Origin of the sequence: Actinoplanes sp. CA-131856, from assembly GCF_050956135.1 — a bacterium.
In the GTDB taxonomy this organism is placed as follows: Bacteria; Actinomycetota; Actinomycetes; order Mycobacteriales; family Micromonosporaceae; genus Actinoplanes.
Map to the genome: position 1 here is coordinate 571,276 of NZ_CP191849.1, position 25,276 is coordinate 596,551.

Below are 25,276 nucleotides of genomic sequence, written 5' to 3' on the forward strand. Positions count from 1 at the left end.
ATGGGCCGATGAGCCAACTGGAGGCCTTCCGCGACCTGCTCCGCATCCCGACCGTCTCGACCCGCGAGGCGGATGAGTGGGACTCGGGCGCGTTCGACGACTTCCACGAGGCGCTGCGGCGGCACTTCCCACTGCTGCACGAGAAGCTCGAACGGACCCTGATCGGCACCCACGGCCTGCTCTTCCACTGGCCGGGCGCCTCGGCCGAGCGGCCCGTCGTGCTCATGGCGCACATCGACGTGGTGCCGGTCGAGGGCGAGTGGACCCACCCGCCGTTCGGCGCGGTCGTCGAGGACGGCGTCGTCTGGGGCCGCGGCACCCTCGACTGCAAGGCCAGCCTGACCGCCATCTGCCAGGCCGTCGAAGACCTGCTGGCGGCCGGGCACACCCCGGCCCAGGACGTGTGGCTCTCCTTCGGCTGCGACGAGGAGGTGGCCGGCGTCGCGGCCCAGCTCGCCGTCGACGAGCTGCGCAAGCGCGGGGTCGCGCCCTGGTTCGTCCTCGACGAGGGCGGCGCGGTGGCCCACGACGTGCTGCCCGGCGTGCCGGTGCCGGTCGCCGCCATCGGCGTCACCGAGAAGGGCGTGGCCTCGATCGAGCTGAGCGTCGACGGGCGCGGCGGCCACGCGTCCACGCCGGCCCCCATGGGACCGACCGCCCGCCTGGCCCGGGCCATCACCCGGCTCGACCGCTCGCCGATGCCGGCCACGACACCGGACGTGGTGGTGGAGTTCCTGCGCCGCGCCTCCGAGCACGCCACCGGCCCGATCGGTCTCGCCCTGCGCGGCGCCGTCCGCTCCCGTCCCGTGCTCACCCGGCTCCTGCTGGCGGCCGGCCCGGAGGCGGCGGCGATGGTGCGGACGACCTTCGCGGTCACCACGCTCAGCGGCTCGCCGGCCCTGAACGTGGTGGCGTCGAACGCGACCGCCGGCGTCAACATCCGCATCCTGGTCGGCGACACCATGGCGAGCGCGATCGCCCACGTCCGCAAGGTCATCCGCGACAAGAAGGTGACGATCCGCGTGGTCCACGACGGCGAGCCCTCACCGCCGTCGCCCCTGGACGACGCGTTCCGGCTCATCGAAGAGGTCACCGTGGAGCATTTCCCCAGAGCGGTTCCGGCGCCGTACGTCATGATGGCCGCCACCGACGCGCGGCGCTTCACGGCGATCTGCGAGCGGGTCTACCGCTTCACACCGTTCGAGATGACCAAGAAGCAGCGCGAGGCGATCCACTCGTACGACGAGCACATCACGGTCGACGCCTACCTGGCCGGCATCAAGTGGTACCGCTCGCTGCTGGAGAGACTGCCCGCCTAGCCGCGGTGACGAAGGCCGCCACCTCGCGCGACCGGCTGCTCTCGGCCCACGCCACGACCAGGGTGGCCGGGACGGCGTCGAGCACCGGCCGATAGACCACACCCCGATGCGGCCTCTGCGCCGCCGACTCGGTGACCAGCGCGACCGCCCGGCCCAGCGCCACCAGCTGCATCAGCTCGCCCACGTCACCGACCCGCGGGCCAGGGCCCGGGCGCGCGGCCTCGGGAAACTGCGGGAGCTCCTGGTCGGCCAGGTCGTCCATGCGCAGCTCGTCGCGGGCGGCCAGCGGATGACCGTCGGCCAGCGCCACCACCCGCCGCTCCACCGCCAGCTCCTCGGTGGCGAGACCGCTCAGATCGTTCTGCGGATGGTGCAGCAGCCCGACGTCGGCCCGGCCGTCGCGCAGCATCGCCGCCCGGTCGCCGAGGGAGAAGGCGAATTCGACGGGCAGGGCATCGGGGCGTTTCTCGTACGACCTGAGGATCGCCGGCAGGAGCCCGGCGTCGCCACCCGGCTTCATCGCCAGCACGAGGCACGCCCGGGGGCCGGTCCGCTGCGCCCGCCGGGCCGCGGCGGACACCGCGTCGAGGGCGGTCCGCCCCTCGGCCAGCAGCACCTCACCGGCCGGGGTCAGGCGGCTGCCATGGCTCGTACGCTCCAGGAGCTCGACGCCCAGACGATGCTCGAGGCGCCGGATGGCCCGGGACAGCGGCGGCTGCGCGATGCCCAGCCGCTCGGCGGCCCGCCCGAAGTGCAACTCCTCGGCCACGGCCACGAAGTACCGCAACTCGCGCGTCTCCACATCCTCCATACCCGGAGGGTATCGCCGTCGTACCCCATCGATCTTGGGCCGAAGGGCGGCCCGATGGTCGGATGGAGTCATGTCCGACACGAAGATCGCCCTGGTCACCGGGGCCGCCCGGGGAATCGGCGCCGCCATCGCCGAAGGCCTCGCCGCCCGGGGAATGACAGTCATCGCGGCCACCCGGTCCGACCTCGACGTCACCGACGACGCCTCGGTGGCCGCGTTCGCGGCCCGCCTCGACCGCCTCGACATCCTGGTCAACAACGCCGGCATCTCCGGAGGCCGCGAGGGCCAGACCCCCGGCGAGGCCGACCTCGCGGTGATCCGCGCCGTCTTCGAGACCAACCTGTTCGGCGTCATCCGGGTCACCGAGGCCGTCCTGCCACTGCTCCGGGCGTCGGCCGGCGCCCGCATCATCAACGTCTCCAGCGGCACGGCCTCCCTGAGCTGGACCACCGACCCCGATCACGGCTTCGCCGCCCGCGGCACGATGGCCGGCTACCCGGCGTCGAAGGCCGCCCTGAACATGCTCACCGTCCAGTACGCCAAGACGCTGCCCGGCATGTCGGTGAACGCCGTGGCCCCCGGCGCCTGCGGCACCGACTTCGCGAAAGACCTGGGCCTGTCCCTCGAACGCACGGCCGCCGACGGCGCCGCCGTGGCGATCCGACTGGCCACGATGGACAACCCGCCGACGGCCGCGTTCGTCTCCGACGAGGGACCGGTTCCCTGGTAGGTCAGCAGCCACTCCACTGGCTGGTCCGCAGGCTGGTGCCGGCCCCGCCCACTGTCCGGCCAGCGGCACGAACACCTCCGAACAACGTCGAACGGCCGTCCTTCACCGCGCGAACCACGGCGCGGCGGCGGGATCGAGGGCGATCGCCAGGCAGCGGGCCTGGTGCGGCGGCAACGGCGGCACGTCACGCGGCTCGAACCAGCCGACCTCGACCGACTCGTCGTCGTTGACACGGGCCCGGCCGCCCACGACACGGCACCGGACGCCGACGGTGAGCCAGTGGATCTGGTCGCCGTTGGGCGCCACCGAAAGGTCGAGCGCCTCGACCGCCAGCAGGCGCTCGACCTCGACGTCGACGCCGGTCTCCTCGCGAACCTCACGAACGGCTCCGGCCGCCGGCTGCTCCCCCGGCTCCAGACAGCCGGTGGTCAGCGCCCAGTCGTGGGTGTCCGACCGCCGGACCAGAAGCACCCGCCCGCGATCGTCGACCACGACCGCGATCACCCCGCCCAGCGGCAGCGGGTCATGCCCGACCTTCGAGCGAAGCGCGACAACGAATGCGGGGATCGGCATGAGCGCAAGGTAAGACGGTCTGGCAATCGGCTGGGGACTTGTCACCCGAATGCCCCGCCACTGATGCTGGAGTCATCGGGGGACTACCGACTCACACGGTGGAGGGGTCATGCCCCGTGAACCCCGGATGTCACGCCGGCTCGTCGTCCGCTTCTCCGGGCGGAAGCCCGTGACCGTAGCCGAGCCGGTGGACCGGAGCAGCGCCGGTCACTCTTTTCTGACGTGGGTCGGGGCGTCGACGGGTATATGGACCGTCGCCGGCGCGATCTCGTTCGCGGTTCTCTGGAATGCGCACCGGCGGTTCTACGAGGCGTTCGGGCTGTCGCCGGACGAGGTGGAGCTTTCCCGGGATCGTCTGTTGTTGCGTGCGGCGCTTTCCGGACTCGGCGTTTTCGCCCTGTTATTGGCGCCGTTGCTACTCGCAGCGGCTGGAGCGAAGGCCGTGTACGACGGAGCGCGCCTGGACGTGGTCGGCGCAGCCGCGCTCTTGACGACTGTGTCGTGTGCCATTTTCTTCTCGTCCGATGTGATTGCCCCGGACGATCGGCCGCTCGATCTTTGGGCGCTGACCCTCACGTTGGCCGTCTTCGCTTCGGCGTTCGGCGTGCTTCTCGGCATGCTTCTCGCCCATGACGCGATGGTCGACGACGACTGGAGAAGGGGGCTCATAGGCGGGGTTGCCGTGGCCGGAATCGTTGTGGCGGCCAACCTGCTCACCGTCCACGTGCTGTTCGGGCATGTCGCGGACGGGAGGACTCGTCCCGGCCTCGAGGTGCTCGGCGTCATTGTGCTCAATGTGCTGCTCGCCTGCGTGTTCGCGCGGAGGGGCCGGCCTTGGCTGCGGTCCGAGGGACCCGAGGTCGAGCGGGATCCGCTCGCCATGGTGCTCTCACGAAAGCGATCCGGCATTCTGCTGACCTCCCTTGCCGTAGCGGTGTTCGCGCTGGTGTGGGCGGTCATCCGTGTGTCGGTGTGGAGCACGGAACGGTATGACGAGGGAAAGAGGGCGGCCGAGCTCGGATATCTCTATCCGAATGGTTGGGTGACCTATTGGGTCAGGCCGGTGACGATCGTTCTCCTGGAGGGGAACCGTGACCCGGTGCGGGTGTGCCAGGACTCGCCCGGCTATGCGGCGAGTCTGATCGCCCGCGATGGGAGCGGTTGGTGGGTGCTGCTTCGCCGGCTGAGTGACTCGGGCGGCTACCAGGTGCGGACGGTCTGGCTTCCCCGCACGATCTACTCCGTTGATCTGGCACCGCTGGCCCAGTTGCCGCGCGAGAAGCCCTCTGCAGATGGTGCGAACCAGGGCTCCGGGCGATTGCCGGAGCCCTGGCGCCTGCCCGCGTGCTGACAAGGTCAGTCCGGGATGTTCCTTCGGCGGAGGCCGCCCAGGCCGACCACGGTGAGGACCGCGGCCACGGCGGCCAAGGTGATCAGGGGCGTTACCGTGACGTCGCCACCCGGCAGGTGGGGGATGTGGGTGAAGGGGGAGATGTCCAGGAGCCACTGGTCGAGCTGGAGGGTCTGGCCGACCAACAGGATCAGCAGGCAGAAGGCCGGGGCGCCCCACGCCGCGGCCGACAGGCGGGGGAGCAGTCCGAACAGGAGGACGGCCACCGCGGCCAGGACCCAGACCGCCGGCAGCTGGACCAGGGTGCTCGTCACGATCGCGCCCAGGTCGCCGTCGGTGTAGGTGAGTCCGGCCACCAGGCCCTCGGCCAGCAGGGCCACGGCCGGGCCCAGCAGGGAGAACAGCAGGTGGGAGCCGGCCCAGGCGTAGCGGGACACCGCGGTGGCCAGCAGCGGCTCGGCGCGGCCGGACTGTTCCTCGTCGCGCAGGCGCAGGGCGGCCTGCACGGCGTAGCAGGAGGCGATCAGGCCGACGATGCCGGCCGTGCCCGCGAAGTAGTTGTCGACCAGGCTCGAGGCGCCGCCGAGGCGGGCGAAGATGTCGCCCAGGTTCTGGTTGTCCTCGATGAGGGAGACGACGCTCCCGCCGACGCCGCCGAAGATCAGGCCGAGCAGGGCGAAGCCGATCGTCCAGCCGATCAGCAGGCCACGGTGCAGGCGCCAGGCCAGGGCCAGCGGCGTGCCCATGGCCGACGTGGCCGGGCCGAGCCGGGCCGGCAGCAGGCCGCCACCGAAGTCGCGCCTGGTCAGCAGGACCGCCGACAGGCCGGCCGCCGCCATCACGAACAGGGCCGACAGCAGCACGGGCCACCAGTCGTTCGCGCCCCACGGGAAGATGTGCGTCGCCCAGCCGATGGGGGAGAGCCAGCTCAGCCAGGAGACGGCGCCGTCGCCGATGGCCGAGACGTCGCCGGCCACGCGCAGCGCGTATGCGGCGCCGAGCGCGACCACGGCGATGGTCCGCGCGCCGCGGGCACTGGCCGTGAGCTGGGCGGCGATGGCGCCCACGGCGGCGAAGGCGCAGCCGCTGAGCGCGAGCTCCAGGCCGAACAGCACCGAGCCCTCGGCCGGCATGCCCTGCCCGAGCATGGCCGCGGTCAAGATCGCGCCCAGCGCCAGGCTGGCCGCGCAGGTGGTGATCAGGGCGGCCGCGAGCTGGGCGTGCCGGCCGACGGCGCCGGCCGCGACCAGCTCCGTACGGCCGGTCTCCTCGTCGGCGCGGGTGTGCCGGATGACCGTGAGGGCCGCGAACAGCGCCACCATGATCGGGATGAAGCCGGCCCGCCAGGCCACCAGCTCGCCCAGCGACGAGCCCTCGATCAGACCGTAGAGGCCGACGAACCCGGCGTTGGAGGCGCTGACCGTGGCGTATTCGGCGCGGTCGGCCGCGGTCGGGAACAGGCCTTCGAAGGACGCCACGTAACCGGCCGGGACCAGGGCGAGGATCACCACCCACAGGGGCATGAGGACGCGGTCGCGGCGCAGGACGAGCCGGATCAGCCGGCCGGTGCCGGTCATGACCCGGACCGCGAGTATTGACGGAGGAACAGCTCCTCCAGCGACGGCGGCTGGCTGACCAGGGACGTCACGCCGACCTTGACCAGCGTCTGCAGGGCCGGCGACAGTGCGTCCGTGTCGACGTCGAAGCGTACGCGGCCGTTGTCGATCTGGAAGTCATGGACGCCGGCCAGGGAGGCCAGGCCGTCCGGGGGCCCGGCCAGGTCGGCCTGGATCGTGGTGCGGGTGAGGTGGCGCAGGTCGGCCAGGGTGCCCGTCTCGACGGTGCGGCCGTCGCGGATGATCGTCAGCCGGTCGCAGAGCTTCTCGACCTCGGCCAGGATGTGGCTGGAGAGCAGGACCGTACGGTCGCCCCGTCTTTTCTCCTCGAGGACGACCTCACTGAAGACCTCCTCCATCAGGGGGTCGAGGCCGGAGGTCGGCTCATCGAGGATGAGCAGCTCGACGTCGGAGGCGAGCGCCGCGACCAGTGCCACCTTCTGCCGGTTGCCCTTGGAATAGGTGCGGCCCTTCTTGCGCGGGTCGAGCTCGAAGCGCTCGAGCAGCTCGGCGCGGCGTTTCGTGTCGAGGCCGCCGCGTAGCCGGCCGAGCAGGTCGATGACCTCGCCGCCGGTCAGGTTGGGCCAGAGGGTGACGTCGCCGGGGACGTACGCCAGACGTTTGTGCAGTTCGGTGGCGGACGCCCAGGGGTCGCCGCCGAGCAGGCGGGCACGACCGCCGTCGTGCCGCATGAGGCCGAGCAGGACGCGGATGGTGGTGGTCTTGCCGGCACCGTTCGGGCCGAGGAAGCCGTGCACCTCGCCGGTCCGCACCTGCAGGTCGAGCCCGTCGAGGGCGGTGACCCGGCCGAACCTCTTGATCAGTCCGGCGACGTCGATGGCCTCGGTCATGACTGTTCCTCCCCGAAGATCTTGTCGAGCTGGGCCCGCGCCTGATCTGCCTGCGAGGGCGTGATGAGGGGTTGCGAAAAGAGGTCGAGCGACGCGTTCAGCACGCGCAACCAGCCCTCGACCGTGCCGACGTCGCTGCCCACGGCCCGGGAGAGAAGATCACGCATGGTGAACATCGACATCTTCATGACGGTGAGCAGGCCGATGTACGCCCGCGGGTCCGTCACCTTGAGCTCGGTGTGCGCGAGCCACTGTTCGCCGTAGTCGATCATGCGGTCGAACATGGCGGCGCCGGACGGTGACCCGTCCATGGTCGAGCGCATGAAGTAGCGCTGGAGCAGCAGGATCTTCGGCGTCAGCCGGTCGAGCGACTGGAACTCGGTGAAGTGGGCGTTGACCCGGAGGAGCTCGCTCAGCGCGTATTCGTCGCAGGCGTCGCGCAGCCCCTCTTTGGAGCCGAAGTGGTGGCGCAGGAGGCCGGAGGAGACTCCGGCCGCCTGCGCGATGTCACGGATGGTGGCGGCCTCGACGCCGCGCTCGGCGAAGAGCTCGATCGCGGCGTCGCGGATGCGCGCCCGTGCGGTCAGGTCACTACTCACGTGTGTAGTTTACTGCACACGTGTGTAGCTCGACTAGCGTCTATCGGGGAGCAGTCGTTCCTCGTGGTCGAGTTCACGCTCCAGGACTCGCAGGCTCTCGTCGTTGAGGTTGCCCGCGTCGCGCCATCGCAGCAGCTCCTCGCGCTGCGACTCGATCACCATGCGGCGGACCATGAGCGCCGCCTCGTACTCCGGTGACGTCGGCACCTCGTTCGAGTCGGCGTTCTCGAGCAGGTCCAGCCGCTTGCTGTAGCGCTCGAGCCGGATCTCCAGCTGCTTGCGCATGTTCTCGATGGCCCGGTCCTCGACGTGGTCGTGCTGCTCCTCCTGAATGTCCTCGAGCCGGTCCAGGGCGGCCCGCACCGCGGCCGACCGGGCCTCGTTGCGCTCCCGGGCGTCGTCGGCGTGGTTGGCCCGCAGGCCCAGCATCCGGACCAGAGGAGCAAAGGTCAGACCCTGGCCGAGCAACGTCACCAGCACCACCACGAAGGCGCAGAAGTGGAGCAGCTCCCGGTTGGGCACCGACGCCGGCAGCGTGAAGATGGCGGCCAGGCTGATCACGCCGCGGGTGCCGGCCCAGCTCAGCGCGGTCACCTCGCGGCCGGTCAGGGCGCGCTCGCTGCGCGGTCCGTCGAAGTCCTCGCCGCCCAGGCGGGCATGCAGCGAGCGTGGCAGCAGCTGGGTGAGGATCAGCCACAGCGGGCGCAGGATCAGGGTCACGCCGACCGTCACCGACACCGCGATGATGATCGTGGACATGTCGTAGTTGCTGAGCTCGTCCACCACGGTCGGCAGCTGCTGGCCGATCAACAGGAAGACGATGCCCTCGAGCAGGAAGTCGACGAGCCGCCAGACCGCGCTGGTCTGCAGGCGGCTGGCCGCCCCGCTGTAGCGCGGGGAGTCGTGCCCGATGATCAGACCGGCGATCACCACGGCCAGCACGCCGGAGACGTGGACCGACTCGGCCAGGATGTACGCCGCGAGCGGCGTGGCCAGCGAGATCGCGTTCGCGGTGAGCGGATCCTGCCGGATGTGCCGCAATTGGCGGACGGCGAAGGCGACGACGACACCGGCGACCACACCGCCGATCGCCATCAGGAAGAACTCGCCGATCGCCGACGGCACGGAGAAGTGGCCACCGTTGGCGGCGGCGATCGCGACCGTGAGGATGGTCAGGGCGGTCGCGTCGTTGAGCAGGCCCTCGCCCTGGATCAGGGTGATCAGCTTGCCGGGCAGGCCGGCGCGGCGGCCGACGGCCAGCGCGGCCACCGGATCGGGCGGGGCGACCGCGGCGCCCAGGGCGACTCCGGCCGCCAGCGTGGCGCCGCTCACCCACATGTCGACGCCCCAGCCGATGAGCAGGGCCGTGGCCAGCACCAACAGCACCGACAGACTGATCACGGTGCGCATGTGACGGCGGATGTTGAGCAGTGAGGCGTCGAGCGCCGCGTTGTAGAGCAACGGCGGGATCACGTACGTCATGACGAGCTCGGGTTCGAGCTCGAGATTCGGACCCGGCAGCAGCGCGTACGTGATGCCGGCGATCGTGAGAAGCGCGGCGGCCGGGAGGCCGGTCTTCTCAGCGATCAGCCGTACGGCCACGATCAGCGCGACGCCACCGAGGATGAGGAGGAGTGTGGTCTCGGCGTGCACACGGTCTATTTTTCCTGGCCGACACGGAGATAACTGTGTCGGCCAGGAAAACAGTGACCCTGACGGCCTAGTACCGGTAGTGCTCCGGCTTGTACGGGCCGTCGACGTCGACGCCCAGGTACTCCGCCTGCTTCTTGCTGAGCGTGGTCAGCTTGACGCCCAGCGCGTCCAGGTGCAGCCGCGCGACCTTCTCGTCGAGGTGCTTCGGAAGGACGTACACCTGCTTCTCGTACTCACCCGGCTTGGTCCAGAGCTCGATCTGGGCCATGACCTGGTTGGTGAACGAGTTGGACATGACGAAGCTGGGGTGGCCGGTGGCGTTGCCCAGATTCATCAGGCGGCCCTCGGAGAGCACGATCACCGAGTGACCGTCCGGGAAGCGCCACTCGTGGACCTGCGGCTTGATCTCGATCTTCTCGATGCCCGGGACCTTGGCCAGGCCGGCCATGTCGATCTCGTCGTCGAAGTGTCCGACGTTGCCGACGATCGCGTTGTGCTTCATCGCCGACAGGTGCTCGACCCGGATGATGTCGGTGCCGCCGGTGGTGGTGATGAAGATGTCGGCCTCGCCGACCACGTCTTCGAGCCGGGCCACCTGCATGCCGTCCATGGAGGCCTGGAGCGCGCAGATCGGGTCGATCTCGGTGACGACGACGCGGGCGCCCTGGCCGCGCAGCGTCTCGGCCGCGCCCTTGCCGACGTCGCCGTAGCCGCAGACGATGGCGAGCTTGCCGCCCAGCATCACGTCGGTGGCCCGGTTGAGACCGTCGACCAGCGAGTGGCGGATGCCGTACTTGTTGTCGAACTTGCTCTTGGTGACCGCGTCGTTGACGTTGATCGCCGGGAAGAGCAGGGTGCCCTCCTTGGCGAGCTTGTAGAGCCGCGCCACGCCGGTCGTGGTCTCCTCGGTGACGCCGCGGATGTCCGCCGCGACCCGGGTGAACCGCTGCCCGTCGGTGGCCAGCGACGACCGGAGCGTCTCGAGGATGATCGAGTATTCGTGGCTGTCGGCGTCGGTGGTCTGCGGGACCGCGCCGGCCGCCTCGAACTCGACACCCTTGTGCACGAGCAGGGTGGCGTCGCCGCCGTCGTCCAGGATCATGTTGGGGCCCTGGCCGTTGCCGAAGTCGAACAGCCGCATGGTGGCCCACCAGTACTCGTCCAGCGTCTCGCCCTTCCAGGCGAAGACCGGGACGCCGGTGGGCGCGTCGACGGTGCCGTTCGGGCCGACGACGACCGCGGCGGCCGCCTCGTCCTGGGTCGAGAAGATGTTGCAGGACACCCAGCGCACGTCGGCGCCGAGCGCGACCAGCGTCTCGATCAGCACGGCGGTCTGCACGGTCATGTGCAGCGAGCCGGCGATGCGGGCGCCGGCCAGCGGCTTGGCGTCGCCGAACTCGGTGCGCAGGGACATGAGGCCCGGCATCTCGTGCTCGGCCAGGCGGAGCTGGTGACGGCCGGCCTCGGCCAGCGAGATGTCGGCGATCGCGAACTCGAGGCCGTTACGGGTCTGAAGTTTGTCGCTCACGAAGAGGGGTCTCCCTCCCTCATCAGGAGGCGCCCTTGCGTCTAAGAACCCGGGCCGAGCGTGGCGGATCCCCTGACTTGGAAAGCTCAGCGGGCCCGTCGCAGCGCCTCTCGGTTGCGGGCTCTAATACTCTAGCGTGTCCGGTCTGGCAGGGTAGGGGATCATGCGTCTGCGCTCTCAGCTCACCCTCGCCGTCACGGCGCTGGTGGCCATCGTGGTGGCCCTGGCCGGGCTTTTCGTCGTGCTGCGGATCGACGGCCGGGATCGGGACGCGCTCGACCGGGAGATCTCGTCCCGGGCCGACCGGGTCCGGGTCACCGCGTCGAAGAGCGGCACGCTGGCCTCGGACGGGTCGTTCGCGGCCCGCCTGATCAAGGGCGGCGAGGTCGTCAAGCAGGTCGGATCGCCGGCCGGCTTCCCGCTGCCGGCGCCCGGCGGCTACACGACGGTGAAGGCCGGTGACGGCGAGTGGCGATCGTTCGGCGAGACGCTGTCATCGGGCGCTCAACTGCAGATTCTCATGAGCCAGGACGACCTGAACGACCAGCACGGCAGTAACGTGCGCATCGTGGTTCTCCTCGTGGTCCTCGCGGCCCTCCTCAGCGCGGCCGGTGTCTGGTTCGCGACGGGATATATGTTGCGCCCGTTCCAGCGGCTGCTGACGTCGGCCCGCGACCTCGACCCGTCGGACCCGTCGTCGCGCCTGCCCGAGGTGCGCAGCCCGCGCGAGGTGGCCGAGCTGGCGTCGACGCTGAACGGCCTCCTCGACCGCGCCCGTGGAACCGGTCAGGCCTCGAAGCCGGCCATCGCGCCCCCGCCGCCTCCCGCGATGCCGCCGCCTTCGCCTGCTTTCGCGGCCGAGACGGTCGAGATACCGAGGATCGTCGTCAAGGAGGTGGTGGAGAAGGTCGTCACGCGGCCGGGCCCCGACCTTCGTCCCCCGCTGGCCGATCTCGGCGCCAACCTCGAGGCCCTGCTCGACAACCCGGACATGCCGGCCACTCAGCGCCACCTCATCCTGGCCGCGATGGCCGACGAACACCGCCGCATGGTCACCCTGCTCGCGGAGCAAGCTGACCAGTGACCAGTCCCGCCAGGGATTGATTGAACATCAAAGACCTTCCATAGGACCTCAAAAACCCCTCATTCTGTACGTCGTGAAGCACCCCCACCGGATTCGCGAGATCGCCGAGCGCGCCGGCCTCAGCCCGGCCACCGTCGACCGGGTGCTGCACGAACGCGGCGGGGTGCGGGAGAGCACGGTCCGCCGGGTCCACCACGCCATCGCCGCCCTGGACCGCCAGGAGCCACCCTGTCAGCCCACGGTCGCCGTGGCCGTGGTCGTGCCCCGGCCCGAGCCGGTCCGCGCCGCCTTCGCGGCCGAGCCCCCGCCGATGATCCGCACCCGGTTCCACCACGACCTGACCGACGTCGGCCACGCGCAGGGCCTGATCCTGGACGCCCCCGACACCCCCGAGATCACCGAGGCGGTCGGCCGGCTCGACATCCCCGTCGTCACCCTCGGCCGTGACCTGCCCGCGAGCAAGCGGATCGCCCACTTCGGCCCCGACGACGCGGAGGCCGGCGCCACCGCCGCCTATCTGGTCGAGCAGTGGCTGGCCGACCGCGCCGGCGACGTGCTGCTGGTGACGGGCGACCGGCCGGACAGCGGCTTCCGGGCCGAGATGAGGTGCCGGGCGCCGAACCGGCGGCTCCTGTCGGTCCCACCGGCCGAGGTCCGGTCGGCGCTGGCCGCGAACCCGTCGGTGCGGGCGGTCTACTCGACCGCCGGCGGCAACACGGAGGTGGTCGAGGCGTTCGCGGCCGAACGGCGCCGCTACGACGTCTTCGTCGCCCACGACCTCGACGACGAGAACGCCGCTCTGCTGCGCGAGGGCAGGCTCTCAGCCGTACTCCATCATGATCTGCGGTCCGATCTTCGCCAGGCGTGCCGGGCCATCCTGCGGGAGCTGGGCCTGCTGGCCGGACCGCCGCCGGAATCGCCGGCCGTGGTGCGGGTGATAACTCCGATGAACATTTCCGCGTGATGCTGTCCGATTGCCGGTGTCCCCGTTCGTCACCCTGGTGACAAGCGATCAGCGAGGGAGAGACACCGATGAAGTACATGATGTTCGTCTGCACCGACACCGAGCCGGAGACCGACGAGTCACGGGTGCCCGACATCGAGGTGTGGGTGGCCGAGAACGACACCGCCGGCCGCCGGGTGACCGGCAGCGTCCTGGCCGCGCCGTCGGCCGCGACCACGGTCCGGGTGCGCGGCGGCGAGGTGCTGCTCACCGACGGCCCGTTCACCGAGACCAAGGAGGTGATCGTGGGCTTCGACATCCTGGAGTGCGCCGACCTGGACGAGGCGATCGCCGTGGCCGCCGCCCACCCGATGGCCTACAACGGCCGTCTCGAGCTCCGCCCGCTAGTGGACCTGTGAAGGAAGTAGCCGAGGCGGCCCAGGAGTCGTACACCCGGATCGTAGCGACTTTGATCCGGGTGACGGGTAACTGGACGCTGGCCGAGGACTGCGCGCAGGACGCGCTGACCAGTGCCCTGGAGCGTTGGCCGCGCGACGGTGTGCCGGACAACCCGGGCGGCTGGCTGATGACGGTCGCCCGCAACAGAGCCGTCGACGTGCTGCGGCGCGCCGCGGTCGAGGAGACCAAGCTGCGGGAGATGGCGATGATGTGGGAGCCGGCACCACCCGACGACCGCCTCCGGCTCATCTTCACGTGCTGCCACCCGGCGCTGTCCCTGGAGGCCCGGGTGGCGCTGACCTTGCGCACGGTCGCGGGCGTGCCGACGGCCGGCATAGCCCGGGCGTTCCTGGTCTCGGAGGCGACGATGACCCGCCGCCTGACCCGGGCCAAGTCGAAGATCGCCGAAGCCCGCATCCCCTATCGGGTTCCCTCCGACCTGGGGGAACGCCTGCCGGGCGTACTGGCGGTGCTCTATTTGCTCTTCACCAGGGGATACGACGCGGACGGCGAGCCGGCCTTCGCCGACGAGGCCATCAGGCTGGCCCGCATGCTGACGACGCTGATGCCGAACGAGCCGGAGGTGCCGGCGTTGCTGGCGTTGTTCCTGCTCCAGCATTCACGGCGGGACGCCCGCCGGGACGCGGCGGGCGACCCGATAACGCTGGACCGGCAGGACAGGTCCCGCTGGGACCGGGAGGCGATCGACGAGGCCCTGGAAATCCTGGGGCGGACCCCGGTCGAGGGCCCGTATGCGATCCAGGCCCGTATCGCGGCCTGCCATGCGGGCGACAAAACGGACTGGCTGTCGGCGGCGGAGTGGTACGACCAGTTGGCCCGGGTGCAGCCGACTCCGGTGGTCGAGCTGAATCGGGCCGTGGCGCACGGTTACGCCTATGGGCCGGCCGCCGGGTTGGCGTTGCTGGCCTCGGTGGAGGGGGCTCCCGAGGGTTACATGCTGGCCGTCGAAGCTGACTTGAGAGAGCGCGGCGGCGAGGTGGCCCGCGCGTCTGACCTGTTCCGCCTGGCTGCCGCCGCTATGCCTGACGGTCCCGAACGGCGAGCCCTGCTCAAGCGCGTCAACAGCGCGCCCCGCTGATCTGGCGGCGGCCCAGGTTGACCGGAAGCAGCCCCCGCCCTCCCAAAGGGGGCCCCCGTCCTGAGGGACATCCTCCATCAAAAACGCATGATCGTGCCGGGCCGCCTGTGGACAGACGGCGACTGTGGACAACGAAGGGCGGCCCGAGCCGATCTGCTACAGCATCTCGACGATCGTGCCGGCTTCGCCGCTGCGCAGGAGCCGCAGCGCGCTGTCGACGACATCGTCGGGCGGGATCAAGGTCGGCCGTTCCGCGGGCGGGAGGGCAGCCACCTCGGCGTGTGCTCGTTCGAGGCCGATCCAGCCCGGCACTATGCACATCACCCGGGTCAGTGGATGGTCGCCCATCGTGGTCGTGAAGCGGATCAGGCCGGCCTTCGACGCGCCGTACTCGGGGGAGCCGTAAGGGTCCGCGCCCAGCCCGGCCGATGAAGCGATGTTGAGGACCACGCCGGCCCTCGCCGACAGCGCGAGCTGGGTGAGTTGCATGGGGCCGATCAGGTTGAGCTCCATCGTGCGCTGCCAGTCGGCCGCCGCGGCGGCGGGATATTGGTCGCCCGCGGTCCAGCCGCCCGCGTTGTTGACAAGGATGTGCGGGCCGCCGGCGGCGGTGGCCAGGGCGATCAGCCGCTCCCGGTCGCCGGGGTCGGTCACATCGCACCGCACCGCCCAGCACAACGCCCCGGAAGAAGGAGCGGCGGAGGACGGCGCGGCGGAGGGAGGCGCGGAGGTGATCTGGTCGCAGGTGTCGCGGGCCGCTTCCTCGTCCACGTCGGCGGCGAAGACCTGGGCTCCGGCTGAGGCCAGCGCCACCGCCAGAAGCCGGCCCAACCCCGCCCCAGCGCCGGTGACGACCGCGACCTTTCCCTCGAGCTCCATGACTCGACGCTAATGCCTTACGCCGCCGCCAGCCTGTTCGTGGCGTCCAGCGCCTTGGTCGACCAGCGCACCGCGTCCATGTATTCGCCCACCAGGTTCACGTCGGCCGGGCCGCATTCGCCGTGCTCGTACGCGTCCACCGCCTGCAACACCTGCCCCAGGGAACCCGTCCCGTTCGTCAGGGCCGCTGCCACCTGCGGCGCCAGCGGGAACTGCTCCGCCATGTCGGCCGGCGTCATGCCCAGCACGCCCGCCACCCCCGTGATCACTCCGGCCATGAACGCCGCGTCCGACGGCGCCCCGAACGAGTGGGCCACGTTCTCGCAGAGCCGGGCCCGGGTCAGCACGTCCAGCATGTGCTCTTCCGTCGCCCCGCCCACCTCGTCCAGCACCATCAGCATCGCCCACTGGCGGATGTGCGGCAGCCCCACCATCACGACCGCCTGGTGGACCGACGACACCCGGTTCGCGTGCCCGGCCGCCACCGAGTTGCTCGCCCGCAGCACCCGCAACGACAGCGCCGGGTCGCTCGCGATGATTGAGACGATGCGGGCCAGGTCGGCGTCGGGCGCGCTCAGTGCGGCCACCAGCTCCAGCCGGCGCAGGCGGGACGGGGACAGGCTGGCCACCGTGAGGACCTGGGGGTGCGAGAGGACGTACCCCTGGCGCAGCTCCATGCCGTAGCGGTCGGCGATGGCCAGCTGTTCGTCGGTTTCCAGGCGCTCGGCCACGATTTTGATGTTCGGGTGTTGCCGGCAGGCCGCCACCACCTCGTCGAGGTTGCTCAGGTCGCCGTCGAGCAGGTCGAGCTTCACGTACGACGCGATGTCGAACAGCTGCTCGTGCCCGGATCCCCAGACGAAGTCGTCGAGCGCGATCCGATAGCCGGCCTCGGCCAGCCGGGTGATGCCGGCGACGACCTCCTCGTCCATCTCGACCGTCTCCAGCACCTCGAGCACCACCTGGGCCGGTCCGAACGGCAGGGCCAGCTGGCCGGTGAGGAACTCGCGGGTGAGGTTGATGAAGCAGAGCCGGTCGCCGGCCACCTCGCCGATGCCGAACTCGGTGAACGCGTTCACGATGACGGTGCTCGTGGCGTACGTGTCCTGCCGTCCCGCCGCGACCGCTTCCATGCTGCCGCGGAAGAGCAGTTCGTAGGCGAAGACCTCGCCCTGCTCATCGAAGATCGGCTGGCGGCCCACGTGCACGAGCTGGGTGCCGGTCGAGGAGGCGGTGGATGTCACACCGCTGCTATCGGCCACTACTCATCCGACTTGAGCCACCACGGGCTCGAGTAGGCGACGCCCCAGTCGTTGCAGGGGTGGCCGATCGGTCCGGGGGAGTCGCTCTCCTGCCCGGGGTCGGAGACGCGCAGCAGCACCCAGTCGCCGTCCTCGGCGTCGAGCGGCACGGTGAATGAGGTGACGCGGCCGACCTCCACGTCGATCACGTCGGCCACGGACGGGGCCTGCGATCCGGGCCGCAGCACCTGCACGAGCAGCTCCCGGCCTTCCCAGTGACGGCCGCGGTCGAGGTCGAGCTCGAATTTCACGTCACCCTTGGTGAGGGGCAGGTGCTTTCCCATCCGTACGCCATTGGCCCGCGCGTCCAGGCGCAAGCCGCTCACCCTCGTGGCGAAGAATCGGCGCCGCCGCATCGCGGCCAGCACCCCGGCGCGGGTGTTCTCCTCGACCCAGAGCCCGGTGCGCCCTTTGCCCTCGTCCATGCCCCAGTCGCCGCCGTGCTCGTCGGTGACCCCGGTGATGCCGGTGCGCCAGCCCGCGTTGAGGCAGGCGTTGAGCGGCGAGCTCTGCACCGGCCAGCCGTCGAACAGGAAGTCGTCGCGGTTGTTGAACATCTCCAGGCCGACCATGTGGCTGCGCATCGACGCGTCGTACGCGAACTCGCCGAACCGCAGCATCTGCCGCCCGGGGTGGTTGAAGCCGCTGATCCCGGAGCGGGCGGACACCCAGTCGTAGAGCTTGCGCATGCTGCCGGTCACGGTCGGCTCGGTGTATTCGTCGGTGAACCAGACGTTGAGGTGGCCCATGGCCGAGTGCGACCACTCGAAGCCGCGCAGGGCGGTGTAGACGCCGGGTTCGTTGGCCTTGTCGGCCAGCACGCCGGTGCGGTCCCACTCGTGGTCGTTGAGCCCGCCGATGCCGAGGACCGTGGAGTGGTCGGTCAGGGCGGCCACGTCGAGCCCGGCCCAGCGCATCGAGTCGAACGCCGCCTCAGGGTCGCCCAGCCCGTCCGACATGAGCGTGTGGTTGTGCAGGTCGGCGTGGACGAGCGTGGTGCGGTGGCTGATCTGGGAGCGGCGGGCGGCGCCGTGGCTGCGGCGTTCGGAGTGCAGGCCGGTGGTGGTGGCGCGGGCGCTGCCGGGCGCGGCCGCGAGCATGAGCATCCCGCCGGCGGCGGCCAGCAGGGAACGTCGGGCGAAATGGTGTTTATGGGGGTGTTCGTCCGATGACATGCAGGAAGCTTCTCAAGATCCAGGCGCTCGGCGTGGTTGAACCCCCGCAAGGGGTCGAAAGGTGCAAGAAGGGGCCCCAGAATCGCAAACACAGAGCAGCGGCGCGAAATTTAACGACAACATCTTGTGCACTACGTCACACCGGTCCTAAGGTCACCGCAACGCTCCCTCCTCTGTAGAGAAGAGTTCGTCGATGTTCCTGGAACTGAGACGTGGCGGCTGGGCCATCGCGGCCGCCACAGCCTTGGGAACCGTCCTCAGCGGAGGCGCGGCCTACGCGGCCCCCGCGACCGATCCGAAAGTCACCCGCGCCGGCCTCGATCCCGCCCTCGTCGCCGGCCGGGGCGCGACCGTCAACTTCCTGGAACAGGAGGCCGAGACCGCCCGCACCAACGGCGCCGTCATCGGCCCCGACCGCACCGCGTACACGCTGCCGGCCGAGGCGTCCGGCCGGTCCGCCGTGCGGCTCACCCCGGGCCAGTGGGTCGAGTTCACGCTGCCCAAGGCGGCCAACGCGATCACTGTGCGCTACAGCCTTCCGGACGCGCCGAACGGCGGCGGCATCACCGCGCCGCTGACCGTCAAGGCCGGCAGCCTGACCCGCACCATGCCGCTGACCTCGCAGTACTCCTGGCTCTACAACCAATATCAGTTCACCAACGACCCCAACGCCGACCTGCTGCACCCGGACTGGTGGATCACCGAGTGCGCCTGCGTGCCGTCGGCCACCACACCGGCCCCGGTGATCACCAAGCCGTTCCGGCCCATGCACTTCTACGACGAGCAGCGCCTCCTGCTCGGCAAGACGGTCAAAGCCGGCGAGAAGGTCCGCCTGACCGCCTCCAGCAAGGCCGCGTGGACCGTCATCGACCTGCTCGACTCCGAGCTCGTGGCCCTGCCCAAGGTCAGCCTCGTCGCGGCGAACGTCCTCGCCTTCGGCGCCGACCCGACCGGCCGCCGCGACTCGGCTCCCGCCTTCGACCGGGCCATCGCCTTCGCCCGCAAGGCCAAGCTGAAGGTGTACGTCCCACCGGGCACCTTCCAGGTCAACCGGCACATCATCGTCGACGACGTGACGATCGAGGGTGCCGGCAACTGGTGGACGATCATCAAGGGCCGCGAGGTCGCGCTGACGACGCCCGCGACAGACGGCTCGGTGCACACCGGCGTCGGCTTCTACGGCAAGGACGCCAAGGACGGTGGCAGCCGCAACGTGCACCTGTCCGGCTTCGCGATCGAGGGCGACGTCCGCGAGCGCATCGACACCGACCAGGTGAACGGCGTCGGCGGCGCGATGAGCGACTCGACCATCGACGGCCTCTACATCCACCACACCAAGGTGGGCCTGTGGTTCGACGGGCCGATGGCCAACACCAGGGTCACCAACAACATCATCGTCGACCAGATCGCCGATGGGCTGAACTTCCACACCGGGGTGACGAACTCGCTGGTGCGCAACAACTTCGTCCGCAACACCGGCGACGACGCGCTGGCCATGTGGGCCGAGAAGGTGACGAACTCCGGCAACACGTTCGACCGCAACACCGTGCAGACGCCGACGCTGGCCAACGGCATCGCGATCTACGGCGGCGACGACATCACGGTGTCGAACAACCTGGTCGCCGACCCGATCCGCGAGGGCAGCGCCATCCACGCCGGCTCCCGGTTCGGGGCCGAGCCGTTCACCGGCCATCTGTGGATCACCGACAACACCACGGTGCGCGCGGGGACGTACGAGCTGAACTGGAACATCGGTCTGGGCGCGATCTGGATCTACGCGCTGGAGAGGAACATCGACGCCGACATCCGGGTGACCGGCGACCACTTCCTCGACAGCACCTACAACGCGATCATGATGGTCGCCGACTGGCCGGTGAAGGACCTCTACTCGGTGACGAATGTCCACTTCAAGGACATCAGGGTCGACGGCACGGGTACGTCGGTTCTCAGCGCCCGGGTGGCCGGCGGCGCCACGTTCGAGAACGTCGACGCCCGCAACGTCGGCGCGGTCGGCGTGAACAACTGCGGCACCTTCCACTTCACGCCGCAGGGCTCGGAGTTCTCGGTGTCGGATCTCGGCGGCAACGACGGCGGCTGGCTGGCCCCGTGGATGCTGCCCAACACCATCACCTGCGACGACAGGCCGCCCGTGGTCGCGCCGCCGGCTCCCTCTCCCTGGTAGGCCCATCGGATGCCGCCTCATCGGACGATTCCGGTGGGGCGGCGTTTCCTTGGTAGCCTCGCCCGAGTCGGACGGGAACGTCGTACGGAGGAAGTTTTGAGTCAAACGCTGCTGGTCACCGGTGGTGCCGGGTTCGTCGGTTCTGCCCTGATCAAGTCCCTTTTGACCGACTTCCCGGCGGCGGCCATCGTGTCGCTCGACAACTACTTCACCGGCGTGCCGGAAAACCACGTGAACGACCCCCGGGTGACCTACGTCGACGGCTCGACCGTCGACGTCGCGAAGATCTGGGCCGACCGCGGCCTGCCCAGCCCCGAGATCGTCTTCCACCTGGGCGAGTACTCCCGCATCGTGCAGTCGTTCGACGACCACGACCTGACCTGGGAGTTCAACCTGCACGGGACCAAGGAGGTCGTGAAGTTCGCGTCGGCCAACGGGTCCAAGCTGATCTACGCGGGATCGAGCTCGAAGTTCGGCAACGACGGCCAGGACGAAAACCTGAACCCGTACGCCTGGACCAAGGCGAAGAACATCGAGTACATCAAGAACTACGCCGACTGGTTCGGCCTCGACTTCGCCATCACCTACTTCTACAACGTGTACGGCCCCGGCCAGATCACCAGCGGGAAATACGCGACCGTGATCGGCATCTTCGAGGACCACTACCTGCGCCGCGAGCCGCTGCCGGTGGTCTCGCCGGGCACCCAGACCCGCGACTTCACCCACATCGACGACATCGTGCGCGGCATCGTGCTGGTCGCCCAGAAGGGCAGCGGCGACGGATATCTGCTCGGCGCCGGCCACGAGCGCCCCATCCTCGACGTGGCCCAGATGTTCGGGGTGCCCTACGAGTTGGTCCCGGCCCTGCGCGGCGAGCGCGTCCGCGGCCAGGCCGACACCACGAAGGCCTCCGAGCTGGGCTGGCGCGCCGAGCGCCAGCTGCCGGAATACATCGCCGCCTTCGTCGCCGCGAACCCGCGATAGCGTCGTTTCCTCCCGACCGCACCGGCCGGCCTCCGCGCGCCTCGCCCGGCCGTGCCGGTTCGGGCATGATCTCGCCGGCCTCCGTACGATCTTCACCGCGTACCTATTGAAATTCGATAGCTAACGAGCGATAGTCGATGCATGTTCGAGCATCGGGCCGTCGCGCCTCTCCGGGTCTTCCTCGCGCTCCTCTTCGCCGTGCTGGTTTTCTTTCAGACCGTGTCGCTCCCGGGCCAGTTCGCCCACATGGCCCGGGAGGACCCGTCGGGCGCCTATCTGCGGTGGCCGGCCACGATCGTCACGATCTTCTGGGTGCTCTGCGTGCAGGCCGTCATCGTGGCCACCTGGCAGCTGCTCACCCTGGTCAGGAAGGACCGCATCTTCACCCCGGCGTCACTGGTCTGGGTCGACGTGATCCTGTGGGCCTTCGGCGCGGGCTGGGCAACGCTGGTCGGCGTCTTCCTCTACGTCGGCTTCAAGGCCAGCGATCCCGGCCTGCCCCTGTTGCTCTTCCTGGTCACGACCGGGGTCACCGTGCTCGGCCTGCTGATCACCGTGCTGCGCGCGCTGCTGCGGCAGGCCACTACGCTGCGGACCGACATGGAAGCGGTCATCTGATGCCCATCGTGGTGCGCATAGACGTCGAGCTGGCCAAGCGCAAGATGAGCGTGGGCGAGTTCGCCGAGAAGGTCGGGCTGACCCCGGCGAACATCGCCGTGCTCAAGAACGGCCGGGCCAAGGCGGTCCGGTTCAGCACCCTCGAGGCGATGTGCCGGGTCCTCGAATGTCAGCCCGGCGACCTGCTCGAGTTCGTCGACGACGACAGCGTCACACCGGAGCTGGAGTAGCGATCCGCAGCGCCTCGATCAAACCGCGGTAGAGGTCGTCCGTGGCCAGCAGCGACTCGTGCGTCCCCTCGGCCCGGACCCGCCCGTCCTGCATCACGATGATCCGATCGGCGTCGATCACCGTCGACAGCCGGTGCGCGATGGTCACCACGGCAGAGTCAGAGGCCTTTTCCCGTACGCATCGATGCAGCGCCGCCTCGGTCAACGCGTCCACCTGAGCCGTCGCCTCGTCGAGCAGCAACACCGAGGGTGAGCGCAGCAGGGCCCGGGCCAGCGCGATCCGCTGGCGCTCGCCGCCGCTGAGCTCGGCCCCGGAGATGGGGCTGTCCAATGTGGCGGGCAAGCTCTCGACCTTGTCGCGGAGGATCACCTTCTCCAGCACCTGCCACAGGTCGGCCTCGGTGGCCTCCGGCTGGCTGAGCAGCAGGTTCTCGCGGATGGTGCCCGGAACCACGGGGGCTTCCTGCTCGACGTACGCCAAATGGTCCCGAATCTCCTCATGGGTCAGGTCGGTGTAACGCCGGCCGTTCAGGACGACCTCACCTCCCTGGGGGTCGAGGAACCGGAGGATGAGCGAGAAAAGTGAGGTCTTGCCCGCGCCGGACGGGCCGACGATGGCTGTGTGACCCCGGCGGGGAATGTCCAGATTTATCGTCTTGAGGGCTTCGGTGTCGCCGTAGCGCAGCGTCACGTCACGCATAGCGATAACCGGCGCTTCGGTGATGGTCGCGGAGGGCTGCGGCGTCGAGGTCTCCTCGTCCATCGCGTAGACCTCGCTGATGCGCCGCGCGGCCGCGATGCCCGACTGCAGGGCGGTGACGTTCTGGGTCAGCTCGCCGATCGGGCCCATCAACTGGAAGGCGTAGAGCAGGAACGCGATCAGGCTGCTGACCTCGAGCAACCCGGCGTCGGCCCGCCACGCGCCGACCCCGAGCACGGCGATCACGGCGAACGAGATGCCGCTCCAGGCCACCGTCCAGACCCACGCGGCCCGTTTCGCGGCCCGCACGTTGTGCGCCGCCGCCCGGCGGGCGTCGTCTTCGATCCTCGCCTGCTGCCGCGTCTCGGCCCGGCTTGCTTTCACCGTGCGCATGGCCCGGAGCGTTCCCTCGAGCTCGCCGCCCAGCTCGCCCACCGCGTCCTGCGCCGCCTTCTGGGCACGGCTGATCGTGGGCAGCAGCGCCGCCATGACCGCGCCGATCACCAGGACCGCCCCGAGCGTGCACATCAGCAGCACCAGGTCGAGCGTGCCCATCAGCACCAGGGTGGCGATGAAGGCGAGACCCGCGTTGATCAGTCCCACGATGCTCGACGAGGCCGCGTGCAGCAGGCCCGGATCGGCCGTGACCCGGGTGACCAGCTCGCCGGCCGGGCGCCCGGTCAGCTCGGCCAGCCGCGCCCGGAAGTAGCGCTGGATGACCGAGACGCGCGCGTCGAGCACCACCTGCTCGGCCAGGGTGCCCATCAGGATCCACTGCCAGAGCCCGATCACCGCGCCCACGACGACGAGCGCGAGCAGCAGCGTGATCGGCCCGGCCAGCGCGCCGCCGTCACCGAGCGTGTCGATGATCCGCTTGGTGGCGAGCGGGGCGGCCAGGTTGGCCGCGTTGGCGATCAGTCCGAGGACGAGCCCGAGGGCGAGAACCGGCCAGTGCGGCCGGAGGAGGCGCAGGAGAATCTGCATGTTCTGTAGTGGAACACAGGTGTTCCATCGCGGGCAATGCCAATTCCCGTAAGGTATGCGCGTGACCTCCGGCATCAAGAACCGCACACGGCAGGCGATCGTCGACGCCGCGATCACCCTGCTCGCCGGCAACCCGGCCTGCTCCCTGGGCGAGATCGCCGCCGCCGCCGAGGTCGGGCGCACCACCCTGCACCGCTACTTCGCCGAGCGGGCCGACCTGATGGCGGCCGTCGCCGTCGAGGGCGGCGAGCGCCTGACCAGAGCGGCCCGCCTGGCCGAGCTGGACAAGGGAACCGGCGCCGAGGCGCTGCTGAGGCTCTGCCGGGAGTATTTCGACCTGGGTTCGCTGCTGTCGCTGGTCTTCAGCGAACCCGAGGGCGCGTGCGTCGACGAGGGCGAGCAGGCCGACCTCGAGGCGGTGATCCGCCGAGGCCACGCCGACGGCTCCATCGACCCGGTGCTGCCCGCGGATTGGGTGGTCAGCCTGCTGTGGTCCCAGCTTTATGCGGCGTGGTCATATCTGGGCGAACGCCCCGAAGCTTCCCGCCATCACGTCCTGGACCTGCTGACCAGGACGGTGGCAAATGCGCTGACTGCTACTGCACTGCGTGGGCCCGGCGCGATTTGAACGCGCGACCTACCGCTTAGGAGGCGGTTGCTCTATCCACTGAGCTACGAGCCCGTCTGAGCGAGGGTACCAGTGGGCCGTCTCAGGAGAGATGCACCTCCACGTCGTAGAGCAGGCGCACCGGCTCGCCGTTGGTGACGCCGACGAAGACGGGCTCGCCCGCGGGCGTACGGCCAAGCCTCACCACCTCGGCGCGGGCGGCGTCCCGCGAAGGGCGGTCGACCTTTCCGGCCTGATGGAGGGCGAGCACCTTCTTGGCGGCGCCCCGAGTGCTGTCGATCTGGACCCGGACGAGAGGCATGCCACCAACTTAACGTTGTCAAGGCACGTTAACATGGTTCAGTGCCGACAATCGACAGCATCTGGCTCCGCGCCGAGCCGGAGCGGGCCCGCCGCCCGGCGCCCCTCTCTCGCGAGCGCATCGTCGAGGCGGCGGTCGCCCTGCTCGACGCCGAAGGCATCGATGGGCTGACCATGCGCCGGCTGGCCCAGCGGTTCGACGTCAGCGCCACCGCGCTCTACTGGCATGTCCGCACCAAGGAGGACGTGCTCGACCTGGCGGTCGACGAGATCTTCCGAGATGTGGACCTGCCGGAGGTGACCGCCGACTGGCGGGCCGACGTCCGGGTCCTGATCGGGGGCTGGCGCGACGCCATGCTGCGCCATCCGTGGTCGGTCACCCTCATCGGCCGCCCGGCGCTGGGCCCGAACGTCCTCGCCCGCACCGAGTTTCTCCAGACCACCCTCATGCGAGGTGGTCTGGCCGGCCACGCTCTCGCGGTGGCCACCCGCCTACTGGCCAACTACGTGATCGGCGCCGCGGCGACCACCCCCGTGTCCGATCCCGGCCAGGCGCGCCGGCACATCACCGCCGACCCGGCCGCCTATCCGACGCTCACCGCATCGGGTCACCTTGACCCCGGCCAATGGGACGACGACGACCTTTTCGCGAGTGGTCTCGATGTCCTTCTCGGATAAA

25 protein-coding genes and 1 tRNA gene are annotated in these 25,276 nt (G+C 69.9%); 13 read left to right on the plus strand and 13 right to left on the minus strand.

Annotated features, from left to right (window positions below):
• Positions 1-8 precede the first annotated feature (8 nt).
• Positions 9-1,319 carry a M20/M25/M40 family metallo-hydrolase gene (locus tag ACQP2X_RS02690; RefSeq protein WP_498694114.1) on the plus strand — a complete coding sequence of 437 codons (1,311 nt, stop codon included), beginning with the start codon at positions 9-11 and terminating at the stop codon, positions 1,317-1,319.
• Here ACQP2X_RS02690 and ACQP2X_RS02695 read toward each other — a convergent pair.
• Positions 1,279-2,130: a LysR family transcriptional regulator gene (locus ACQP2X_RS02695; RefSeq protein ID WP_498694115.1), complete on the minus strand. Its 852-nt coding sequence runs from the start codon at positions 2,128-2,130 to the stop codon at positions 1,279-1,281. The genes ACQP2X_RS02690 and ACQP2X_RS02695 overlap by 41 nt on opposite strands.
• A 70-nt stretch (positions 2,131-2,200) precedes the next feature.
• On the opposite strand from ACQP2X_RS02695, the gene ACQP2X_RS02700 reads away from it, so the two are divergent.
• A complete protein-coding gene (locus tag ACQP2X_RS02700; RefSeq protein ID WP_498694116.1) occupies positions 2,201-2,860 on the plus strand; it encodes an SDR family NAD(P)-dependent oxidoreductase in 660 nt (219 codons plus the stop codon).
• A 102-nt stretch (positions 2,861-2,962) separates the two neighbouring features.
• On the opposite strand, the gene ACQP2X_RS02705 is transcribed toward ACQP2X_RS02700, so the two are convergent.
• Complete coding sequence (locus tag ACQP2X_RS02705) at positions 2,963-3,433, minus strand: NUDIX hydrolase (protein WP_498694118.1); 471 nt, start codon at positions 3,431-3,433, stop codon at positions 2,963-2,965.
• Positions 3,434-3,542: 109 nt separating this feature from the next.
• Here ACQP2X_RS02705 and ACQP2X_RS02710 point away from each other — a divergent pair, with 109 nt between their 5' ends.
• Positions 3,543-4,784: a hypothetical protein gene (locus tag ACQP2X_RS02710; protein ID WP_498694119.1), complete on the plus strand. Its 1,242-nt coding sequence runs from the start codon at positions 3,543-3,545 to the stop codon at positions 4,782-4,784.
• Between the two features lie 5 nt (positions 4,785-4,789).
• Here ACQP2X_RS02710 and ACQP2X_RS02715 read toward each other — a convergent pair whose 3' ends face one another.
• From ACQP2X_RS02715 to ahcY, 5 genes are all read right to left on the minus strand, one after another.
• Positions 4,790-6,361: an ABC transporter permease gene (locus ACQP2X_RS02715; protein ID WP_498694120.1), complete on the minus strand. Its 1,572-nt coding sequence runs from the start codon at positions 6,359-6,361 to the stop codon at positions 4,790-4,792.
• The gene (locus ACQP2X_RS02720) at positions 6,358-7,251 is read right to left on the minus strand and encodes an ABC transporter ATP-binding protein (protein ID WP_498694121.1); all 894 of its coding nucleotides are present in this window, start codon (positions 7,249-7,251) and stop codon (positions 6,358-6,360) included. The genes ACQP2X_RS02715 and ACQP2X_RS02720 overlap by 4 nt, the downstream gene beginning before the upstream one ends.
• Positions 7,248-7,850, minus strand: a complete 603-nt coding sequence (locus tag ACQP2X_RS02725; RefSeq protein WP_498694122.1) for a TetR/AcrR family transcriptional regulator — start codon at positions 7,848-7,850, stop codon at positions 7,248-7,250. Before ACQP2X_RS02725 ends, ACQP2X_RS02720 begins: the two co-directional genes overlap by 4 nt.
• A 33-nt stretch (positions 7,851-7,883) precedes the next feature.
• Positions 7,884-9,503: a Na+/H+ antiporter gene (locus tag ACQP2X_RS02730; RefSeq protein ID WP_498694124.1), complete on the minus strand. Its 1,620-nt coding sequence runs from the start codon at positions 9,501-9,503 to the stop codon at positions 7,884-7,886.
• 67 nt (positions 9,504-9,570) lie between these two features.
• The gene (ahcY, locus tag ACQP2X_RS02735; RefSeq protein ID WP_498694126.1) at positions 9,571-11,031 is read right to left on the minus strand and encodes an adenosylhomocysteinase; all 1,461 of its coding nucleotides are present in this window, start codon (positions 11,029-11,031) and stop codon (positions 9,571-9,573) included.
• 163 nt (positions 11,032-11,194) lie between these two features.
• Between ahcY and ACQP2X_RS02740 the strand changes: the two genes are divergently transcribed.
• The 4 genes from ACQP2X_RS02740 (at position 11,195) to ACQP2X_RS02755 (ending at position 14,616) form a co-directional block, all read left to right on the plus strand.
• Positions 11,195-12,115: a HAMP domain-containing protein gene (locus ACQP2X_RS02740; RefSeq protein ID WP_498694128.1), complete on the plus strand. Its 921-nt coding sequence runs from the start codon at positions 11,195-11,197 to the stop codon at positions 12,113-12,115.
• A 73-nt stretch (positions 12,116-12,188) separates the two neighbouring features.
• Positions 12,189-13,079 (plus strand): LacI family DNA-binding transcriptional regulator, encoded by an 891-nt coding sequence (locus ACQP2X_RS02745; protein ID WP_498694130.1) that lies wholly within the window; start codon positions 12,189-12,191, stop codon positions 13,077-13,079.
• A 68-nt stretch (positions 13,080-13,147) separates the two neighbouring features.
• Positions 13,148-13,477: a YciI family protein gene (locus ACQP2X_RS02750; RefSeq protein WP_498694131.1), complete on the plus strand. Its 330-nt coding sequence runs from the start codon at positions 13,148-13,150 to the stop codon at positions 13,475-13,477.
• On the plus strand, positions 13,474-14,616 hold the full coding sequence (locus ACQP2X_RS02755; protein ID WP_498694132.1) for an RNA polymerase sigma factor: 1,143 nt from the start codon (positions 13,474-13,476) through the stop codon (positions 14,614-14,616). Before ACQP2X_RS02750 ends, ACQP2X_RS02755 begins: the two co-directional genes overlap by 4 nt.
• 156 nt (positions 14,617-14,772) lie before the next feature.
• On the opposite strand, the gene ACQP2X_RS02760 is transcribed toward ACQP2X_RS02755, so the two are convergent.
• Genes ACQP2X_RS02760 through ACQP2X_RS02770 form a run of 3 tightly spaced genes read right to left on the minus strand, consistent with a single transcriptional unit; the run spans position 14,773 to position 17,971 of the window.
• The gene (locus ACQP2X_RS02760) at positions 14,773-15,495 is read right to left on the minus strand and encodes an SDR family NAD(P)-dependent oxidoreductase (protein ID WP_498694134.1); all 723 of its coding nucleotides are present in this window, start codon (positions 15,493-15,495) and stop codon (positions 14,773-14,775) included.
• Positions 15,496-15,512: 17 nt separating this feature from the next.
• Positions 15,513-16,739, minus strand: a complete 1,227-nt coding sequence (locus ACQP2X_RS02765; RefSeq protein ID WP_498694135.1) for an EAL and HDOD domain-containing protein — start codon at positions 16,737-16,739, stop codon at positions 15,513-15,515.
• A gap of 17 nt (positions 16,740-16,756) precedes the next feature.
• Positions 16,757-17,971, minus strand: coding sequence for a CehA/McbA family metallohydrolase (locus ACQP2X_RS02770; protein WP_498694136.1), 1,215 nt, complete (start codon positions 17,969-17,971; stop codon positions 16,757-16,759).
• 193 nt (positions 17,972-18,164) lie between these two features.
• Between ACQP2X_RS02770 and ACQP2X_RS02775 the strand changes: the two genes are divergently transcribed.
• The 4 genes from ACQP2X_RS02775 (at position 18,165) to ACQP2X_RS02790 (ending at position 21,985) form a co-directional block, all read left to right on the plus strand.
• Positions 18,165-20,153, plus strand: a complete 1,989-nt coding sequence (locus ACQP2X_RS02775) for a glycosyl hydrolase family 28-related protein (RefSeq protein WP_498694138.1) — start codon at positions 18,165-18,167, stop codon at positions 20,151-20,153.
• A 96-nt stretch (positions 20,154-20,249) separates the two neighbouring features.
• Positions 20,250-21,137: an NAD-dependent epimerase/dehydratase family protein gene (locus ACQP2X_RS02780; RefSeq protein WP_498694139.1), complete on the plus strand. Its 888-nt coding sequence runs from the start codon at positions 20,250-20,252 to the stop codon at positions 21,135-21,137.
• Between the two features lie 141 nt (positions 21,138-21,278).
• Entirely contained in the window at positions 21,279-21,755 is a 477-nt protein-coding gene (locus ACQP2X_RS02785) for a DUF2975 domain-containing protein (protein WP_498694140.1), read from the plus strand.
• Complete coding sequence (locus ACQP2X_RS02790) at positions 21,755-21,985, plus strand: helix-turn-helix domain-containing protein (RefSeq protein WP_498694142.1); 231 nt, start codon at positions 21,755-21,757, stop codon at positions 21,983-21,985. Before ACQP2X_RS02785 ends, ACQP2X_RS02790 begins: the two co-directional genes overlap by 1 nt.
• Here ACQP2X_RS02790 and ACQP2X_RS02795 read toward each other — a convergent pair.
• Positions 21,966-23,669, minus strand: coding sequence for an ABC transporter ATP-binding protein (locus ACQP2X_RS02795; RefSeq protein ID WP_498694143.1), 1,704 nt, complete (start codon positions 23,667-23,669; stop codon positions 21,966-21,968). The two genes, ACQP2X_RS02790 and ACQP2X_RS02795, sit on opposite strands and share 20 nt — an antisense overlap.
• Positions 23,670-23,730: 61 nt before the next feature.
• Between ACQP2X_RS02795 and ACQP2X_RS02800 the strand changes: the two genes are divergently transcribed.
• Entirely contained in the window at positions 23,731-24,297 is a 567-nt protein-coding gene (locus tag ACQP2X_RS02800; RefSeq protein WP_498694144.1) for a TetR/AcrR family transcriptional regulator, read from the plus strand.
• Here the strand turns inward: ACQP2X_RS02800 and ACQP2X_RS02805 are convergent.
• Positions 24,279-24,351: transfer RNA gene (locus ACQP2X_RS02805), tRNA-Arg, on the minus strand. The two genes, ACQP2X_RS02800 and ACQP2X_RS02805, sit on opposite strands and share 19 nt — an antisense overlap.
• Positions 24,352-24,379: 28 nt before the next feature.
• On the minus strand, positions 24,380-24,598 hold the full coding sequence (locus ACQP2X_RS02810) for a hypothetical protein (RefSeq protein WP_498694145.1): 219 nt from the start codon (positions 24,596-24,598) through the stop codon (positions 24,380-24,382).
• A gap of 41 nt (positions 24,599-24,639) precedes the next feature.
• Here ACQP2X_RS02810 and ACQP2X_RS02815 point away from each other — a divergent pair, with 41 nt between their 5' ends.
• Complete coding sequence (locus ACQP2X_RS02815; RefSeq protein ID WP_498694147.1) at positions 24,640-25,275, plus strand: TetR/AcrR family transcriptional regulator; 636 nt, start codon at positions 24,640-24,642, stop codon at positions 25,273-25,275.
• The last annotated feature ends 1 nt before the right edge of the window (position 25,276 follow it).

Excerpts from the sequence above, each read along its gene's own strand:
- ACQP2X_RS02690 (WP_498694114.1), top strand. The coding sequence starts at position 9 with ATGAGCCAACTGGAGGCCTTCCGCGACCTGCTCCGCATCCCGACCGTC.
- ACQP2X_RS02720 (WP_498694121.1), bottom strand. The coding sequence starts at position 7,251 with ATGACCGAGGCCATCGACGTCGCCGGACTGATCAAGAGGTTCGGCCGG.
- ACQP2X_RS02785 (WP_498694140.1), top strand. The coding sequence starts at position 21,279 with ATGTTCGAGCATCGGGCCGTCGCGCCTCTCCGGGTCTTCCTCGCGCTC.
- ACQP2X_RS02790 (WP_498694142.1), top strand. The coding sequence starts at position 21,755 with ATGCCCATCGTGGTGCGCATAGACGTCGAGCTGGCCAAGCGCAAGATG.
- ACQP2X_RS02795 (WP_498694143.1), bottom strand. The coding sequence starts at position 23,669 with ATGCAGATTCTCCTGCGCCTCCTCCGGCCGCACTGGCCGGTTCTCGCC.
- ACQP2X_RS02715 (WP_498694120.1), bottom strand. The coding sequence starts at position 6,361 with ATGACCGGCACCGGCCGGCTGATCCGGCTCGTCCTGCGCCGCGACCGC.
- ACQP2X_RS02760 (WP_498694134.1), bottom strand. The coding sequence starts at position 15,495 with ATGGAGCTCGAGGGAAAGGTCGCGGTCGTCACCGGCGCTGGGGCGGGG.
- ACQP2X_RS02810 (WP_498694145.1), bottom strand. The coding sequence starts at position 24,598 with ATGCCTCTCGTCCGGGTCCAGATCGACAGCACTCGGGGCGCCGCCAAG.
- ACQP2X_RS02750 (WP_498694131.1), top strand. The coding sequence starts at position 13,148 with ATGAAGTACATGATGTTCGTCTGCACCGACACCGAGCCGGAGACCGAC.
- ACQP2X_RS02770 (WP_498694136.1), bottom strand. The coding sequence starts at position 17,971 with ATGTCATCGGACGAACACCCCCATAAACACCATTTCGCCCGACGTTCC.
- ACQP2X_RS02775 (WP_498694138.1), top strand. The coding sequence starts at position 18,165 with ATGTTCCTGGAACTGAGACGTGGCGGCTGGGCCATCGCGGCCGCCACA.
- ACQP2X_RS02695 (WP_498694115.1), bottom strand. The coding sequence starts at position 2,130 with ATGGAGGATGTGGAGACGCGCGAGTTGCGGTACTTCGTGGCCGTGGCC.
- ACQP2X_RS02705 (WP_498694118.1), bottom strand. The coding sequence starts at position 3,433 with ATGCCGATCCCCGCATTCGTTGTCGCGCTTCGCTCGAAGGTCGGGCAT.
- ACQP2X_RS02710 (WP_498694119.1), top strand. The coding sequence starts at position 3,543 with ATGCCCCGTGAACCCCGGATGTCACGCCGGCTCGTCGTCCGCTTCTCC.
- ACQP2X_RS02700 (WP_498694116.1), top strand. The coding sequence starts at position 2,201 with ATGTCCGACACGAAGATCGCCCTGGTCACCGGGGCCGCCCGGGGAATC.
- ACQP2X_RS02740 (WP_498694128.1), top strand. The coding sequence starts at position 11,195 with ATGCGTCTGCGCTCTCAGCTCACCCTCGCCGTCACGGCGCTGGTGGCC.